Annotated in this window: 15 protein-coding genes; 13 read left to right on the forward strand and 2 right to left on the reverse strand. The window is 67.1% G+C overall.

Annotated features, from left to right (window positions below):
- The first annotated feature begins 29 nt into the window (after window positions 1-29).
- Entirely contained in the window at window positions 30-1679 is a 1650-nt protein-coding gene (locus D5S18_RS03825) for an acyl-CoA synthetase (RefSeq protein WP_120038065.1), read from the forward strand.
- Window positions 1680-1761: 82 nt separating this feature from the next.
- Here D5S18_RS03825 and D5S18_RS03830 read toward each other — a convergent pair whose 3' ends face one another.
- Window positions 1762-2862 carry an acyl-CoA dehydrogenase family protein gene (locus D5S18_RS03830; RefSeq protein WP_120038067.1) on the reverse strand — a complete coding sequence of 367 codons (1101 nt, stop codon included), beginning with the start codon at window positions 2860-2862 and terminating at the stop codon, window positions 1762-1764.
- Window positions 2863-2886: 24 nt separating this feature from the next.
- Window positions 2887-4080, reverse strand: coding sequence for an acyl-CoA dehydrogenase family protein (locus D5S18_RS03835; protein ID WP_120038069.1), 1194 nt, complete (start codon window positions 4078-4080; stop codon window positions 2887-2889).
- A 152-nt stretch (window positions 4081-4232) separates the two neighbouring features.
- Between D5S18_RS03835 and D5S18_RS03840 the strand changes: the two genes are divergently transcribed.
- The 12 genes from D5S18_RS03840 to D5S18_RS03895 all read left to right on the forward strand — a co-directional run bounded on the left by D5S18_RS03840 (window position 4233) and on the right by D5S18_RS03895 (window position 15695).
- A complete protein-coding gene (locus D5S18_RS03840; RefSeq protein ID WP_120038398.1) occupies window positions 4233-4421 on the forward strand; it encodes a ferredoxin in 189 nt (62 codons plus the stop codon).
- A gap of 44 nt (window positions 4422-4465) precedes the next feature.
- Window positions 4466-5371 carry a 3-oxoacyl-ACP reductase gene (locus D5S18_RS03845; protein WP_120038072.1) on the forward strand — a complete coding sequence of 302 codons (906 nt, stop codon included), beginning with the start codon at window positions 4466-4468 and terminating at the stop codon, window positions 5369-5371.
- Window positions 5372-5683: 312 nt separating this feature from the next.
- Window positions 5684-6448, forward strand: a complete 765-nt coding sequence (locus D5S18_RS03850) for an MlaE family ABC transporter permease (protein WP_120038074.1) — start codon at window positions 5684-5686, stop codon at window positions 6446-6448.
- Between the two features lie 4 nt (window positions 6449-6452).
- Window positions 6453-7304, forward strand: a complete 852-nt coding sequence (locus tag D5S18_RS03855; RefSeq protein ID WP_120038076.1) for an MlaE family ABC transporter permease — start codon at window positions 6453-6455, stop codon at window positions 7302-7304.
- Window positions 7305-7310: 6 nt separating this feature from the next.
- On the forward strand, window positions 7311-8498 hold the full coding sequence (locus D5S18_RS03860; protein WP_120038078.1) for an MCE family protein: 1188 nt from the start codon (window positions 7311-7313) through the stop codon (window positions 8496-8498).
- Window positions 8495-9523 carry an MCE family protein gene (locus D5S18_RS03865; protein WP_120038080.1) on the forward strand — a complete coding sequence of 343 codons (1029 nt, stop codon included), beginning with the start codon at window positions 8495-8497 and terminating at the stop codon, window positions 9521-9523. The genes D5S18_RS03860 and D5S18_RS03865 overlap by 4 nt, the downstream gene beginning before the upstream one ends.
- A 6-nt stretch (window positions 9524-9529) precedes the next feature.
- On the forward strand, window positions 9530-10585 hold the full coding sequence (locus D5S18_RS03870; protein ID WP_120038082.1) for an MCE family protein: 1056 nt from the start codon (window positions 9530-9532) through the stop codon (window positions 10583-10585).
- The gene (locus D5S18_RS03875; protein WP_120038084.1) at window positions 10582-11832 is read left to right on the forward strand and encodes an MCE family protein; all 1251 of its coding nucleotides are present in this window, start codon (window positions 10582-10584) and stop codon (window positions 11830-11832) included. Before D5S18_RS03870 ends, D5S18_RS03875 begins: the two co-directional genes overlap by 4 nt.
- A complete protein-coding gene (locus tag D5S18_RS03880; RefSeq protein WP_120038086.1) occupies window positions 11829-13073 on the forward strand; it encodes an MCE family protein in 1245 nt (414 codons plus the stop codon). Before D5S18_RS03875 ends, D5S18_RS03880 begins: the two co-directional genes overlap by 4 nt.
- On the forward strand, window positions 13070-14473 hold the full coding sequence (locus D5S18_RS03885) for an MCE family protein (protein WP_120038088.1): 1404 nt from the start codon (window positions 13070-13072) through the stop codon (window positions 14471-14473). Before D5S18_RS03880 ends, D5S18_RS03885 begins: the two co-directional genes overlap by 4 nt.
- Window positions 14470-15201, forward strand: a complete 732-nt coding sequence (locus D5S18_RS03890; RefSeq protein WP_120038091.1) for an Rv1363c family protein — start codon at window positions 14470-14472, stop codon at window positions 15199-15201. The genes D5S18_RS03885 and D5S18_RS03890 overlap by 4 nt, the downstream gene beginning before the upstream one ends.
- Window positions 15198-15695 (forward strand): Rv1363c family protein, encoded by a 498-nt coding sequence (locus tag D5S18_RS03895; protein WP_120038092.1) that lies wholly within the window; start codon window positions 15198-15200, stop codon window positions 15693-15695. The genes D5S18_RS03890 and D5S18_RS03895 overlap by 4 nt, the downstream gene beginning before the upstream one ends.

Raw genomic sequence — 15695 nt, forward strand, 5'->3', positions numbered from 1 at the left:
GAACAGTAACACGTTCTATTTTTAGGGTTGTGAGCTACAACATAGCGGATCTTGTCGAACACGCAATCGACCTCATGCCCGATCGCGTCGCGCTGGTCGACGACCGCCGTGCGGTGACCTACGCGCAGCTGGAGGGCCGGGCCAATCGACTCGCGAATTACCTGCTGGAACAGGGGGTTTCGCCGGGCGACAAGGTCGGCGTCCACTCCCGTAACACCCTCGAGGCCGTCGAGGCGATGGTCGCGGTGTTCAAGGCCAGGGCCGTGATGGTCAACGTGAACTACCGATACGTCGAGAACGAGTTGCAATACATCTTCGACAATTCGGATATGGTCGCGCTGATCCACGAGCGCCGCTACACCGACAAGGTGAGCGCCGTCCGGCCGAAGACCCCTTTGCTGCGCACGGTGATCGTCGTCGACGACGATACGACCGGAACCGTCGCCACCGCGGCCGATTCGGTGGAATACGAAGCGGCGCTGGCCGGTTCGTCCGGCGCGCGAGATTTCGGCGACCGTTCCCCCGACGACCTGTACATGGTCTACACCGGCGGCACCACGGGCATGCCCAAGGGCGTCATGTGGCGGCAGGAGGATGTCTGGCGGGTGCTCGGCGCGGGCGTCAACTTCGTCACCGGCGAATATGTCGAGGACGAATGGGAATTGGCGAAGGTGGGCGCTGCCAATCCGCAGATGGTGCGCTTCCCGATCCCGCCCATGATCCACGGCGGCTCGCAGTGGGCCACCTTCCACAGCCTCTTCGGCGGTGGCAAGGCCGTGATGCTGCCCGAGTTCTCCGGCCACGGCGTCTGGCAGGCCATCGACCGACACACGGTCAACCTCATCTTCATCACCGGCGACGCCATGGCCAGGCCCATGATGGACGCGCTGATCGAGGGTGATCCGGAAACCGGTGCGCCGTACCGGCATTCGATGCTGTGGGCGATGTCGAGCAGTGCGGCGCTGTTCTCCCCGACCCTCAAGGACCAGTTCCTCGAGCGGCTGCCGACCACCATGATCACCGACGCCATCGGCTCCTCGGAGACCGGGTTCGGCGGATTGTCGGTGGTCACCAAGGGCGCCACGCACACCGGCGGCCCCAGGGTGAAGATCGACGCCGCGACCAAGGTGCTCGACGAGGACGGCAACGAGGTGCGGCCCGGATCCGGAGTGGTGGGAATCCTGGCGCGCGGCAAGCATATTCCGCTCGGCTACTACAAGGACGAGGAGAAGTCGGCGGCCACCTTCAAGGTGATCAACGGTGTGCGGTACGCGATTCCGGGCGACTACGCCACGGTGGAGGCCGACGGCACCGTCACCATGCTCGGGCGCGGTTCGGTGAGCATCAACAGCGGCGGGGAGAAGATCTTCCCGGAGGAGGTCGAGGGCGCGCTCAAGACCCATCCGGAGATCTTCGACGCCCTGGTGGTCGGCGTGGCCGACGAGCGCTGGGGACAGCGGGTCTGCGCGGTCGTGCAGTGCCGCGGCGCGAACAGGCCCGCCCTGGCCGATTTGCGGCCCGTGCTGGCCAAGGAGATCGCCTCCTACAAGATGCCGCGCAGCGTGTGGTTCGTAGACGAGATTCGGCGCTCGCCCGCGGGCAAACCCGACTACCGCTGGGCCAAGGCGCAGACCGAGGCCCGTGCCGCGGACGAGCATCTGGACGCGAGCGGAAGCTAGACCGAACGAACGGCCCGCCGATCGAGCGGATCGGCGGGCCGAATCGTGTTGTCGGTCAGGCGGGCTCGGCCGGCAGTGCGGGTCAGGCAGGCTTCGCCAGCAGTGCGCCGAGGGCGCGCAGGTGGTCCGGGGTGGGGCCGAGGGCGAACTCGTGGTGCTTGGCGGCGGTGAAGTAGTTGTGCGCGATATGGTCGCGGTCGATACCGACGCCACCGTGTACGTGCACGACCGTGTGCGCGACCCGATGGCCCGCCTCGGCCGCCCAGAACTTGGCGGTGTGCACGGCCGCGGCGGCGGGCAAATCCTCGGACAGTTGCCAGGCCGCTTGGGTGACGGCCAGCCGCAAGCCCTGCACATCGATATAGCCATCGGCCAGACGCTGGGCTACCGCCTGGAAACTGCCCACCTTGCGGCCGAACTGTTCGCGCTCCCTGGCATATTCGGCGACCAGCTCCAGTCCCCGCTCCAGCGTGCCCAACTGCTGGGCGCTCAGCCCGAGCCAGGCGCGCAGCAGGATCCGATCCAGAATCGCGCCGCCCGATTCGACCGTGCCCACCAATTCGGCAGGGGTGTCGGACAATTCGACGAGGTATTCGGCGGAGCGGTCGGTGACCTGCTGCGCGGTCACCCGCGCGGCGGCGGGATCGACCAGGAATACCGCCGCGACACCGGAAAGCGTGGCGGGAACCAGGATTCGAGCCGCCTGCGCGGCATAGGGCACGGCGGTCTTGACGCCGGTCAGCTGCCAGCCGTCGGCGGTTTTCGCGGCGGTGGCGCTCGGATGCGTGGGCTCCCAGTTGTGCTCCTCGGCCAGGGCGACCGAAAGCACGACCTCGCCCGAACCGGCGCGCGCGGCCCAATCCTGCTGCGCCGCGGTGCCGTAGGCCGCCAGCGCGTCGGCGGCGACCGCGATGGACCACAGGTACGGCACCGCAGCGACATGCCGTCCGAGTTCGCGCAGTACGGCGGTCTGCTCCAGGACGCCGAAATCGCCGCCGCCCACCGTCTCCGGGAGGGCGGCGGCCAGGACTCCGGTCTCGGCCAGTGCGTGCCAGAGGGTTTCGTCGAAGCGCGGTTCGGCGGCGTCGAGTTCGCGCAACCGGTCGGCGGTGACGAGTTTGCCGCAGACCTCCGCGGTGAGCCGGGTGAGATCGAGCTGGGCCTCGGTCGATGCGAAATCCATTGTGGTATACCTGCTTTCGGAGGGTCAGCGAGCCGAGGCCTGCTGCTTCAGCGCGGTCATGGCGATGATGTCGCGCTGGACCTCATTGGTGCCGCCGCCGAAGGTGAGGATGAGCGCGGCGCGATGCATGCGCTCGAGTCGGCCGCGCAGCACCGAGCCGGGGGAATCCTGGCGCAGATACCCTTGCGGGCCGAGCACTTCCATCAGCAGCCGGTACGCCTCGGTCGCCAGTTCGGTGCCGTACACCTTGCAGGTCGAGGCGTCCCACGGCCGCGGCGCCGCGTCCCCGCCCGCGTCGGCCCGGCTGGCGATCTCCCAGTTGAGCAGTTTGAGGTATTCCACCTTGGCGTGCACGCGGGCGAGGTTGAGCCGCACCCATTCCTGGTCGATGACCCGCGCGCCGTCGCTCGCTGTGGTCTCGCGCGCCCATTCGACGGTCTGGCGCAGGGCCAGCACCAGTGGCGCGGCGGAGGTCAGCGCGACCCGCTCGTGGTTGAGCTGGTTGGTGATCAGCGCCCAGCCGCCGTTCTCCCGGCCGACCAGCGCGGTCGCGGGCACCCGCACATCCTGGTAGTAGGTGGCGCTGGTGTCCGGTCCGGCCATGGTGTGCACCGGAGTCCAGGAGAAGCCCGCGGCGTCGGTGGGCACGATGAGCATGCTGATGCCCTTGTGCTTCTTGGCGGTCGGATCGGTGCGCACCGCCAGCCAGACGTAGTCGGCGTAGGCGATGAGGCTGGTCCACATCTTCTGCCCGTTGATCACGTAGTCGTCGCCGTCGCGCACCGCCGAGGTGCGCAGGCTCGCCAGATCGGTGCCGGCACCGGGTTCGGAATAGCCGATGGAGAAGTGCAGTTCGCCCGCCGCGATCTTGGGCAGGAAGAACTTCTTCTGCGCCTCGCTGCCGTAGTGCATGATCGTCGGCGCGACGGAGTTGATGGTCAGGAAGGGCACCGGCGCGCCCGCGATGGCCGCCTCGTCGGTGAAGATGAGCTGATCCATGGTGGGGCGGTCCTGCCCGCCGTATTCCTTGGGCCAGCCCAGGGCCAGCCAGCCGTCGCGGCCCATCTGTCGGACCACTTCGCGGTAGACATCGCCGTGCCCGTACTCGCCGGTCTGCGCGCTGAGGGCGGCGCGTCGCTCGGGGGTGATCAGCGTGGCGAAGTATTCGCGCAGTCGCGCGCGTAGCTCCTCCTGCTGCGGCGTGTACGCGATGCGCATGGCGGTACCTCATTTGGTCGATTCGGGTCGGCTCGATCATTGCATATCAACTGAAACATGTTCCAGTATTGCCCCCGAATACCGGCAATGCCGCCGCGCGCGACATGTCGATCCTGTTAGCCTGCCAAGCAGGGAGTCGTGAAGGAGTGTCCATGAGGGTCAGCGTCGATACCGACCAGTGCGAAGCGAATGGAATCTGCGTCGGAATCGCCCCCGACGTCTTTGAACTCGATGAAGAGGATCGCCTGCACATCCTCGTCGCCGATGTCGCGGCCGAGCGGCTCGCCGCGGTCGAGGACGCGGTGGCGCAATGTCCGAAGGCCGCGCTGCGACTGAGCTGAAATGCACCTTGCCGTGAACTGCAACACGTTCTAAAGTCGGCTCGGTGGGAGATGTAGAGTTGAGTCTTGCGGGCCGGGTGGCGATCGTGACCGGCGGCGGCGCCGGGTTGGGGCGGGCCGAGGCGCTCGCACTGGCCGAGGCGGGCGCGACGGTGGTGCTCAACGACCTGTCGGAGTCCGACGCGGTCGCCGAGACCATGGCCGCCATTCGATCCCTGGGTGCGAAGGCGGAATTCGTCGCGGGCAGCATTGCCGAGCGGAGCACCGCCGACGCGCTGCTGCGGGTGGCCGAGGAATCCTTCGGCCGAGTCGACATCGTGGTGAACAACGCGGGCATCACCAGGGATCGCATGCTGTTCAACATGTCCGATGCGGACTTCGACGCGGTGGTCGCGGTCCATCTGCGCGGGCACTTCCTGCTCTCGCGCAATGCCGCCGCGTACTGGCGCGGCAAGTCCAAGGCGGCGGGCGGTCCCGTCTACGGCCGCTTGATCAACACCTCTTCCGAGGCCGGTCTGCTGGGGCCGGAGGGGCAGGCCAACTACGGCGCGGCCAAGGCGGGTATCACCGCGTTGACGCTGTCCGCCGCGCGTGCACTGTCCCGATACGGTGTGCGCGCCAATGCCATCGCGCCGCGCGCCCGCACCGCCATGACCGCCGAGGTGTTCAGCGCGCCGCCGACCGACGGGGTCGATCCGCTCGCGCCCGAACATGTGGCGCGGCTGGTCGCCTACCTCGCCGCTCCGGCGGCCGAGGCGATCAGCGGACAGCTGTTCGTCGTCTACGGCGGCATGGTGGCGCTGATGGCGGCTCCGGTGGTCGAACAGCGTTTCGACGCCGCCGAGGGGCAGTGGGCTCCCGCTGATCTCGCGGCCACGCTCGGCGAATATTTCGGCAGCCGCCCGGCGGGTCGCACCTTTTCGGCGGCCGCGCTGTTGGAACTCGGCTGAGGGCACCGCATTTCGCAGCCGACGGCGAATTTCCGCGCGTCCGGCACATCCGAGCGCCGCGAGTGTTGATCACGCGTCCGGCTCTTGGTAGATATGGGGGTCATGGTGTGTATCGCCCCACAAAGGCGCAGTCACATTTCTCTGGTACGTGTTTCACCCATTTCCCTCGCTGAAGAGAAAAATAGCAGCTCAATTGCGGCCAAAAGCTACCGATGCTCAGGTGAACGTGTTCTAATTGCTGCGGCGGCGCTGCCACGGGCTCGTGGTATGCCGTGTGCGGTACATGCGATGTGAGCAAGGAGGATCCCGGCAATGAACGAGGTCCTGGCCGTGCCGTTGCGAGCAGTCGGCGGATTCTTCGAACTCACCGCCGACGTGGCGCGCGGTATGGTGCGCCGCCCATTTCAATGGCGCGAGTTCATCGACCAATCCTGGTTCATCGCACGGGTTTCCATCCTGCCGACACTGCTGGTCGCGATCCCGTTCACGGTGCTGGTGAGCTTCACCCTGAATATCCTGCTGCGCGAGATCGGCGCGGCCGACCTGTCCGGCGCGGGCGCGGCCTTCGGCGCGGTCACCCAGGTCGGCCCCATTGTCACCGTGCTCATCGTGGCGGGCGCTGGCGCCACCGCCATCTGCGCGGACCTGGGGGCGCGCACGATTCGCGAGGAAATCGACGCCATGAAGGTGCTCGGCATCGATCCGGTGCAGCGCCTGGTGGTGCCTCGGGTATTGGCATCGATGTTCGTCGCACTGCTGCTCAATAGCCTGGTGTGCACCATCGGCATTGTCGGCGGCTTCCTGTTCTCGGTATTTCTGCAAGATGTCAATCCCGGTGCGTTCGTCAATGGCATCACGTTGCTGACCCATCTGCCGGAGTTGGTCATCTCCGAGGTCAAGGCCGGACTATTCGGACTCATCGCCGGGATGGTCGCCTGCTATCTCGGATTGAATGTCAAAGGCGGACCCAAGAGCGTCGGCGATGCGGTGAATCAGACCGTGGTGTTCGCCTTCATGGCGTTGTTCGTGGTGAATGTGGTGGTCACCGCCGTCGGTATCAAGTTCACGGCGCGGTGAACCGATGGCCTTCGTGATCGAATCCCGCTTCCCGCGTACCGTGCGACGAGTGCGTCGAATGTCGGACTCGCTCGATTCGGTCGGTAAACAGGCCGTGTTCTATGCGCAGGCGCTCGGATCCGTTCCGAGGGCGCTGCGGCATTACCGTACCGAGACGATCCGGCTGATCGCCGAAATCAGCATGGGGACAGGCGCTTTGGCGGTCATCGGCGGCACTGTCGTAATTGTCGGATTCCTGACGCTGTTCGCGGGCGGCACCATCGCGGTTCAGGGATACAGTTCGCTCGGCAATATCGGCGTCGAATCGCTCACCGGATTCTTCGCGGCATTCATCAATGTGCGCATTGCCGCCCCGGTGATCTCCGGCATCGGATTGGCCGCCACCATCGGCGCGGGTTCCACCGCGCAACTGGGCGCGATGCGGGTGGCCGAGGAGATCGACGCGCTGGAATCCATGGCCATCCGCCCGGTTCCGTTCCTGGTCGGCACCAGGGTGCTGGCGGGGATGATCGCCATCGTCCCGCTGTACGCGCTCGCGGTGATCGCCTCCTTCCTGGCCAGCCGCTTCGCCACCGTCGACATCTACAACCAGTCGGCGGGCGTCTACGACCACTACTTCGCCACCTTCCTCATCCCCACCGACATCCTGTGGTCCTTCGCCCAGGCCATCTTCATGGCGCTGGCGGTGATGCTCATCCACACCTACTACGGCTACAACGCCTCGGGTGGCCCGGTCGGCGTCGGCATCGCGGTCGGTAACGCCGTGCGCACCTCACTGGTCGCGGTGGTCATGGTGACGCTGCTCATCTCGCTGGCCGTCTACGGCACCTCCGGCAATTTCCACCTCTCGGGATAGCGGGCAATGGCGGAATCGAAGGACCTCAACGGATTCGGGCTGAAACTGGCGGGCGGCGCGCTGGTGCTCGCGATCGCCGCCGTCGTGGCGGTGGCGCTGACCATGTTCGCCGGCGGATTCACCCCCACCGCCACCGTCACCGTCGACACCCCCCGCAGCGGTCTGGTCCTCGATCCGGCCGCGAAGGTGCGGATCCGCGGTGTCGAGATCGGCCGGGTCACCGCCATCGAGCACACCGCGGCGGGCGCGCGCCTGAAACTGGCGCTCGATCCCGATCAACTGAAACTGGTCCCCGCCAACGCGACCGTGGATATCCGCTCCAGCACCGTCTTCGGCGCGAAGTACGTGAATTTCACGGTGCCGGAACATCCTTCGACCACCGCGCTGGCGCCGGGCGCGACGGTGCGCGCCCAACAGGTGACCATCGAATTCAATACGCTGTTCGAGCGATTGAACGACGTGCTCACCAAGGCACAGCCCGACAAACTCAACGCCATCCTCGAGGCCGTCGGCACCGCCGTCGAGGGGCGCGGCGAGAAACTCGGCACCTTGCTCACCACCGGCGAGGACTACCTGCGCGAACTCAATCCGAAACTGGATGCGCTGGTTCGGGACCTGAAGGCCGCGCGGACCACCACCAACCTCTACGCCGACACCGCGCCCGACCTGCTGCGCACCACCGACAACCTGGCCGTTACCGGAGCGACCCTGACCACGCAGCAACGCGGCCTCGATCTGCTGCTGGCCAACCTCACCGGCGTCACCGATACCGTCGGCTCCGTGCTGCGCGAGAGCGAGCAGCCGCTGGGCGCCGCACTGGATCTGCTGCGTCCCACCACGGCGCTGCTGCGCGAGTACGCGCCGGGCCTGCACTGCATGATCGTGGCGATGGGCGAGGCGCTGCCGCGGGCCGACGAGGTCTTCGGCGGCAAGCAGGAGGGGGTCGGGATGTACGCGAGCTTCACCTATGGCGCGCAGCCCTACGAGTATCCGAAGGACCTGCCGAAGGTCAATGCCACCGGCGGCCCGCACTGCGAGAACCTGTCCGACCACCAGCCGGGGCAGTTGTCGGACTTCCTGGTCACCGACACCTCCGCGGGTCACGTCTGGACGCCGTCGACGACGTTGCAGGTCAACGGCCCCAAGGTGTTCCAGGTGATCTTCGGCGGTCTGCCGGGGGTGGGGCAGCCGTGAAGAATCTCGCCACCACCCTCAAACTGGCCGCCTTCACCCTGGTGATGACGCTGATCTTCACCGGATTGGTGGTGGTGTTCAGCCAGATCCGCTTCGCCAGGGAGAACGGCTACCACGCCGTGTTCACCAATTCCTCGGGCATGCTGCCCGGATCGAAGGTCCGCATCGCCGGAGTGCCCATCGGTTCGGTGAACCGGGTCTACGTCGGCTCGGACAGGTTGGCCCATGTCGACTTCGATGTGGATCGCGAATACCGGATCTACCGCAGCACCAGGGCCGTCATCCGCTACGAGAACCTCGTCGGCGACCGGTATCTCGAACTGCTCGACGGTCCCGGCGCGCCCACCGCGCTGCCCTCCGGCGGCACCATCCCCAAGGAGCAGACCCAGCCCGCGCTGGATCTGGACATGCTGCTCGGCGGCTTCAAACCACTGCTGCGCGGTCTGCAACCCAAACAGGTCAACGATCTGACCGACGCGCTGCTGAAGATCTTCCAGGGCGAGGGCGGCACGCTGGTCTCGCTGCTCAACAGCAGCGGCTCGTTCACCAAGACGCTGGCCGAGCGGGATGGGTTGATCGGCAGCGTCATCGAGAATCTGCGCACCGTGCTGGCGACCATCGATGACAGGGACAAGGAGTTCAACACCACCCTCACCGAGTTGCAGCGGCTCATCAGCGGGTTGTCCGCCGATCGCGATCCGCTCGGCGACGCGCTGCCCCGCATCGCGGGCGCCACCGACGGCCTGGCCGGGCTGCTGGCCCAGACCCGCCCCGACCTGAAGTCCGCCATCGAGCAGACCGACCGCGCCGCAGGACAACTCGACGCGGGCTCCGACACCATCCAGTGGGTGCTGGACCGCCTGCCCGAGACCTACCGGCGGCTTATCCGCATCGGGTCCTACGGATCGTTCCTGAACCTCTACATCTGCGGCGCGGTCGCCATCATCGACGGTCCGGACGGCACACCGCAGAAAGTTACCCTGCCCGGCGCGCAGACGACCGGCCGCTGCGAGAAGGGCAACTGAGTATCGATGAACGGACGACGCGCCATCAACCTCGGTATCACGGGCATCGTGCTCGCGGCGGCGATCGCGCTGTCGGCGCTCCAGTTCGACCGGCTCCCGTTCATTCGCTCCGGTGCGAACGTCACCGCGCTGTTCACCGATGCGGGCGGGCTGCTGCCCGGCGACAATGTGCAGGTGGCCGGGGTGCGCTCCGGGCGGGTGGAGGATGTGCGCCTCGACGGCGACAAGGTGCTGGTGCGCTTCACCCTCGACGAGTCGATCATCCTGGGGGACAAGACGAGTGCCGCGATCAAGACCAATACCGTGCTCGGCCGCCGCTCGCTGGAGGTGACGCCCGCCGGGGTCGGCGCGATTCGCCGTGATCAACCGATTCCGCTGGAGCGCACCAGATCCCCGTACTCGCTCAATGACGCACTGAGCGAACTCGCCGGCACCACATCCGGTTTGGATATGGACCGCATCAACCAGACCCTCGACACCCTCTCGCAGACCTTCGCCGACACACCCGCCCCGCTGCGGTCGGCCCTCGATGGTGTCACCGCACTCTCGCGCAGTATCAACCAGCGCGACCGCGCCCTGTCCGAACTGCTGAAACGGGCACAGAGCGTGACCAAGGTGCTGGCCGATCGCGGCGACCAGATCAATGCCCTGCTGCTGGACGGCAATTCGCTGCTCGGTGAGCTCGATCGCCGCCGGGCCGCGCTCGCGCAGCTCATCGTGGCCGTGGACGCGGTGGCCAAACAACTCTCCGGCCTGGTCGCCGACAACGAGAAGCAACTCGGTCCGGCGCTGGACAAGCTGAATTCGGTGCTGGCACTGCTCAGCAAGAATCGGGACAACATCTCCAAGGCCCTCGACGGGCTCGGCCCGTTCGAAGCCGCCCTGGGCGAACAGGTCGGCAGCGGACCGTATTTCAACTCCTACATGATCAACGGGTCATCGCGGGCGCTGCAGATTCTGGTCGACGCGCTGGCCTGGCCGCAGCATGTGCCCGAGGATCTGCGCCGATACGTCGATCCGCCACCGACCATCACGCCGGGAACGCAGGAGCCGCCGCGATGAAACTGCTTTCGAGGATGCGGCCTCTGCCCCGCTGGGTCGCGCTGGTGGCCGCCGCCGCGGTTGTCGCCGCCGTTGTCGCGGTGGCGTGGCAGCCGGTGGCGAATCTCGGGAAGACCAAGATCCAGGCGTACTTTCCGTCCACCAATGCGCTGTATGTCGGCGATGACGTGCGGGTGCTCGGGGTGAAGGTCGGGCGCATCACCGCCGTCGAGCCCGGTCGCGACAAGGTCAGGGTGGATCTGCTGCTCGACCGGGGCGTCAGCATTCCGGCCGCCGCCCGCGCGGTGATCGTCTCGCCCTCCCTGGTCTCGGCCCGATTCATCCAGTTGGCCCCCGCCTACACCGGCGGACCCAAGCTGGGCGGCGGCGGGCAGATCGGCTTGGACCGCACCGCCGTCCCGGTCGAATGGGACGACATCAAATCCGAATTGGCCAGGCTGGCGAAGACACTCGGCCCGGTCGGGGATCAGCAGGGTTCCTTCGGGAAATTCCTCGATACGGCCGCCAACAATCTGGACGGCAATGGTCAGAAGTTGCGCGACACCATTCGGGAGCTGTCCGCGACGCTGAATACGCTCTCCGACGGGCGCACCGACCTGTTCGGCAGCCTGCGCAACCTGCAGAAATTCGTCGACGTGCTCTCGGCGAGCAATGAGCAGATCGTCCAGTTCGGCGGGCGGCTCGCCTCGGTGTCGGCGGTGCTGGCGGGCGTATCGAACGAACTCGGTTCCGGCCTGGACAATTTGGATGCCGCCGTCTCGGATGTGAAACGCTTCCTCGACACCGACGGCGCGCGGCTCAGCGAGGGCGTGCGGAAGTTGGGCGAGGTGACCCAGATCCTGGTCGACAAGCGGCCGCAGCTCGAACAGATCCTGCACGCCGGACCGACCGCGCTGGAGAACTTCTACCGCATCTACCAGCCGTCGACGGGTTCGCTGACCGGTGTGCTGGTCGGCCAGAACGCCGCCGACGCCTTCAGCTTCCTGTGCGGTTCGGTGGAGTCGCTGAAAACCAATGACTCCGACAGGAGCGCGAGCCTGTGCGCCGAGCAGTTGGCGCCGATCATCAACTCGCTGATGATCAACTACCCGCCCATCCTGGCCAATCCGACCGGCAGTGTGCGCGCGTTCCCCTCGCAGTTGCAGTTCTCCACCCCGGAGTTGGCGGCCCGCGCCGCAGCCGAGGCCCCGCCGGTCATCGTGCCGAATGGTCTTGCCGGACTGGTCAATCCGGGAGGTGACAAATGAGGGGCCGCCGGATTCGGCTGTCGGCCGTCGCGGTGGCGGTGACCATCGGCGCCTGCGGCTGCTCGTGGGACGGTCTGAATTCGCTGCCGCTGCCCGGCACCGAGGGCACCGGCGCCGGATCATGGCGGGTGCGGATACAGATGCCGAATGTCACCACGCTGACCCGGAATTCGCCCGTACGCGTGCACGATGTGACGGTCGGATCGGTCTCCGGGATCGAACTGGAGGGTTGGCACGCGCTGGTCACCGTGTCGCTCAATCCCGGTGTGGACCTGCCCGCCAACACGGTCGCGGCGATCGGACAGACCAGCCTGCTCGGCAGCAATCACCTGGAACTGTCCGCGCCGACAAATGTTGCGCCGCAAGGCAAACTGCGTGACGGCGACCTCATCCCGCTGGAGCGGGCAGGCGCCTACCCCACCACCGAACAGGTGCTGTCCTCGCTGTCGATGGTGGTCTCCGGCGGTGGCGTCGCCCAACTGGAAACCATTACCCGAGAACTGGATACGGCCCTCACCGGGCGCACCGACGCCATTCGCGATCTGCTGCCCCAGATCAACGAGCTCACCACCACCCTGGACCGGCAGACCGGCGATATCGTCGCCGCCATCGAAGGTCTGGACCGATTCTCGGGCGTGCTCGCCCAGCAGAAGCAGCGGGTGGCCGCGGCCATCGAGGATATCCACCCGGCGCTGACCGTTCTGGCCGATCGGCGCGAGACGTTGACGAAAACCATTGTGGCACTCGGCGGTTTGAGCGATGTGGTGCAGCGGATCGTCGACAACTCCGGAGCCGACCTGCGGGCCGACCTGCGCAACCTGTGGCCGGTGCTGCAACAGCTCGCCGACACCGGCAACAATCTCACCGAGGTGCTGAAGGTGCTGCTCACCTTCCCGTTCCCAATGAAGTACCTCGACCATGCCATCAAGGGCGACTACTTGAATCTGTTCATCACCGTGGATCTGCGTGCCGCCCGGTTGGATTCGAACTTCCTCACCGGCACCCCGCTGGGCGGGGCCTTCGGCGGCGCGCAGCGCACCATCGGTGGCGGCATGCCGCCCACGGCGCTGCAGGCGACCGACCCGGCCACCGCACCCTTCGGACCCGCACCCGCCACAGCGGCCCCAACGCCGACAATTCCGGGCCTGCCCCCGATTCCGGGCCTGCCCGCCATTCCCGGCCTGACCGTGCCGCTGCCCGGCGCGCCGAATCCCGCGCCGGAAGGAGGCGCCGGGCGATGACACTGAGTCGTTTCGTCAAGGGCCAACTGGTCGCCTTCGCCATCCTCACCGTGATCGGTCTGGTGGTGATGGGCGGCACCTACATCCACCTGCCCGCCATGTTCGGCCTCGGCCGCTACGGGGTCACCGTGCAACTCACCGCGACCGGCGGGCTCTACGAGAACGCGAACGTCGCCTACCGCGGCACGAATATCGGTGTGGTGCGCGCGGTTCGGCTCACCCCGAACGGCGTCGAGGCCGATCTGTCGATCAACAGCGGCTACCAGGTGCCCGACAATTCACAGGCGTGGGTGCGCAGTGTCTCCGCCGTCGGCGAGCAGTACGTGGACCTGGTGCCGCCCGCCGAACCCAGTCGCCGCGACCTGACCGACGGCGCGGTCATCCCGGCCGCGCGCACCCGGCTGCCGCAGGATGTCGGCACCATGCTCGACCAGGTCGAGCGGCTGCTCGACAGCGTCGCCGACACCAAACTGCGGCAGGTGATCGACGAGGCGTTCAAGGCATTCCAGGGCGCGGGTCCCGATCTGCAGAAGTTCATCGATTCGGCCGCACTTCTGGTGCAGGAGGCGCAGGCAGCCAAGGAGCCGACCAAGGACCTGATCGACAAGATCGGACCCCTACTGGACACCCAGAATCGCTCCGACGACGCGATCCGCTCCTGGACCAGGGATTTGGCCACCGTCACCGATCAGCTCCGGCAGCACGATCCGGCGCTGCGCGAGGTGATCCGCAAGGCGCCCGCCTCGCTCGATCGAGTGTCGCAACAGTTCCAGGAACTCAAACCGACGCTGCCGCTGCTGCTCAACAATCTGGTCAGCGTCGGCCAGGTAACCAACACCTATCACGCGGGCCTGGAGCAGATCCTGGTGATCTATCCGCCGCTGATCTCGGTGCTGCTCACCGCGATTCGCGGCCCGACCGAATACGGCGCGATGGTGGACTTCAACCTCGGACTCAATGATCCGCCCGGCTGCACCACCGGCTTCCTGCCGCCCGACCAGCGGCGCTCACCGGCCGCCGAGGATATCCCGGACACGCCGCCGGGTCTGTACTGCCGGGTAGCGCCGGGCGCGCCGGAGGCGGTGCGCGGTATCCGCAACGCGCCGTGCATGGAGGTGCCGGGCAAGCGCGCGCCGAGCCCGGAGCTGTGCCGCGACCGGCGCGGCTATGTGCCGCTGGGGGACAACCCGCCCTTCGGCCCGCCGCACCCGGTCGCGCCCGCCGCCGCCACGGCCCCTGCCGGACCCGCAGCGCCCGCCGTCGCCAGGTCCTATGATCCGGCCACCGGAATCTTCATCGGACCGGAAGGACGCACCTACCGTCAGGGCGGCATCGCACCCGGCGGATCGGCGACCATACCGTCGAGCTGGCAGGAAATGGTGGAGGAGCTGCAACGATGAGTGGTAGCACGGTCAGCGGTCGGAACAGGCGCAAAGCGGTCCGCTCGGCGGGACCGCCCGTCGGCGATCCGGAAGACACTGCGGCGCGGAAGGATACGGTCTCCCTCGGGAAGAGTGCCGCGCCGGTGCGACCGGCTGCCGCGTCGTCGGATGCCGTCGGCTCCGGGACGGCCGTCGCGGTGCTGGACCGCCCGGTCGCCGAAGACGCGGCATCGGTGTCGGACGCACCGCCCGACAGCCCCCGAAGCCGGTGGCGCGTCATCGCCGGGGTGCTCGCCGCGCTATTGGTCGTGCTGCTGGTGGGTGGCGCCGGATTCGCGGGCTACGAGGCGCATCTCGCCGGCCAACGCAACGCGCTGCGCGCCGACTACCTGCAATTCGGCAAGCAGGCCGCCATCAATATGACCACCATCCGCGCCGACAGCGTGCAGCAGGACGCGGACCGGGTCTACGCCATGTCCTCGGGCAGCTTCCGCACCGAATTCGACAATCTCATGAAGGATTTCATCGGATTCGTCACCGAGGCGAAGGTGCGTTCCACCGGCCAGGTCGCCGAGGTGGCGGTGGAGAGTTCCGATGAGCATTCGGCGCGGGTGCTGGTCGCCAGCCTGATGACGGTGCAGAACGCCGGACTCGATCAGCCGCAGCAGCGGGTGTTCCGCATGCGCATCACCATCGCCCGCGACGGGAACGCGCTGTCGGTCTCCGGATTGGAGTTCGTGTCATGACCATCCCGCGAATGCCTTGGCGGCCCATCCTGTTCGGCGCGGGCGGACTCGTCGTCGCGGCGGCGCTGGTGCTCTGCGGCGTCGCGGGCCTGCGCTACTGGCAACTGCGCCAGGACGAGCAGTCGCGCGCCGAGGCCACCGCGGTGGCCACCCGCGATGTCGAGGGCATGTTCACCTACAACTACCAAAACGTGGACAGCGTGGTCGAATCCGCGATCCGCAACCTGCGCGGCAGCGTCCGCGACGAATACGAGGCGGTGAGCAAGCAGCTCATCATCCCCGGTGCTAAAGAAAAGCAGCTCACCGTCGTCTGCAATGTGCAGGCGGCGGGCGTGGTGTCGGCGAACCCGAATCACGCGGTGGTGCTGCTGTTCCTGAATCAGTCCTCCACACCGAAGGACAATCCCAAGGCGACGGTCGCCGCCAGCCGCCTGCGGGTCACGCTGGATCGCGACGGCGGGCAATGGGTGCTCTCGGAGGCGAAACCGGTCTGA

It is taken from the genome of Nocardia panacis, assembly GCF_003598715.1.
Lineage (GTDB): Bacteria > Actinomycetota > Actinomycetes > Mycobacteriales > Mycobacteriaceae > Nocardia > Nocardia panacis.

Coding starts and splice junctions, on each gene's coding strand:
- D5S18_RS03830 (WP_120038067.1), bottom strand. CDS start 2,862: ATGGATTTCGCATCGACCGAGGCCCAGCTCGATCTCACCCGGCTCACC.
- D5S18_RS03835 (WP_120038069.1), bottom strand. CDS start 4,080: ATGCGCATCGCGTACACGCCGCAGCAGGAGGAGCTACGCGCGCGACTG.
- D5S18_RS03840 (WP_120038398.1), top strand. CDS start 4,233: ATGAGGGTCAGCGTCGATACCGACCAGTGCGAAGCGAATGGAATCTGC.
- D5S18_RS03850 (WP_120038074.1), top strand. CDS start 5,684: ATGAACGAGGTCCTGGCCGTGCCGTTGCGAGCAGTCGGCGGATTCTTC.
- D5S18_RS03855 (WP_120038076.1), top strand. CDS start 6,453: ATGGCCTTCGTGATCGAATCCCGCTTCCCGCGTACCGTGCGACGAGTG.
- D5S18_RS03860 (WP_120038078.1), top strand. CDS start 7,311: ATGGCGGAATCGAAGGACCTCAACGGATTCGGGCTGAAACTGGCGGGC.
- D5S18_RS03870 (WP_120038082.1), top strand. CDS start 9,530: ATGAACGGACGACGCGCCATCAACCTCGGTATCACGGGCATCGTGCTC.
- D5S18_RS03875 (WP_120038084.1), top strand. CDS start 10,582: ATGAAACTGCTTTCGAGGATGCGGCCTCTGCCCCGCTGGGTCGCGCTG.
- D5S18_RS03880 (WP_120038086.1), top strand. CDS start 11,829: ATGAGGGGCCGCCGGATTCGGCTGTCGGCCGTCGCGGTGGCGGTGACC.
- D5S18_RS03885 (WP_120038088.1), top strand. CDS start 13,070: ATGACACTGAGTCGTTTCGTCAAGGGCCAACTGGTCGCCTTCGCCATC.
- D5S18_RS03890 (WP_120038091.1), top strand. CDS start 14,470: ATGAGTGGTAGCACGGTCAGCGGTCGGAACAGGCGCAAAGCGGTCCGC.
- D5S18_RS03895 (WP_120038092.1), top strand. CDS start 15,198: ATGACCATCCCGCGAATGCCTTGGCGGCCCATCCTGTTCGGCGCGGGC.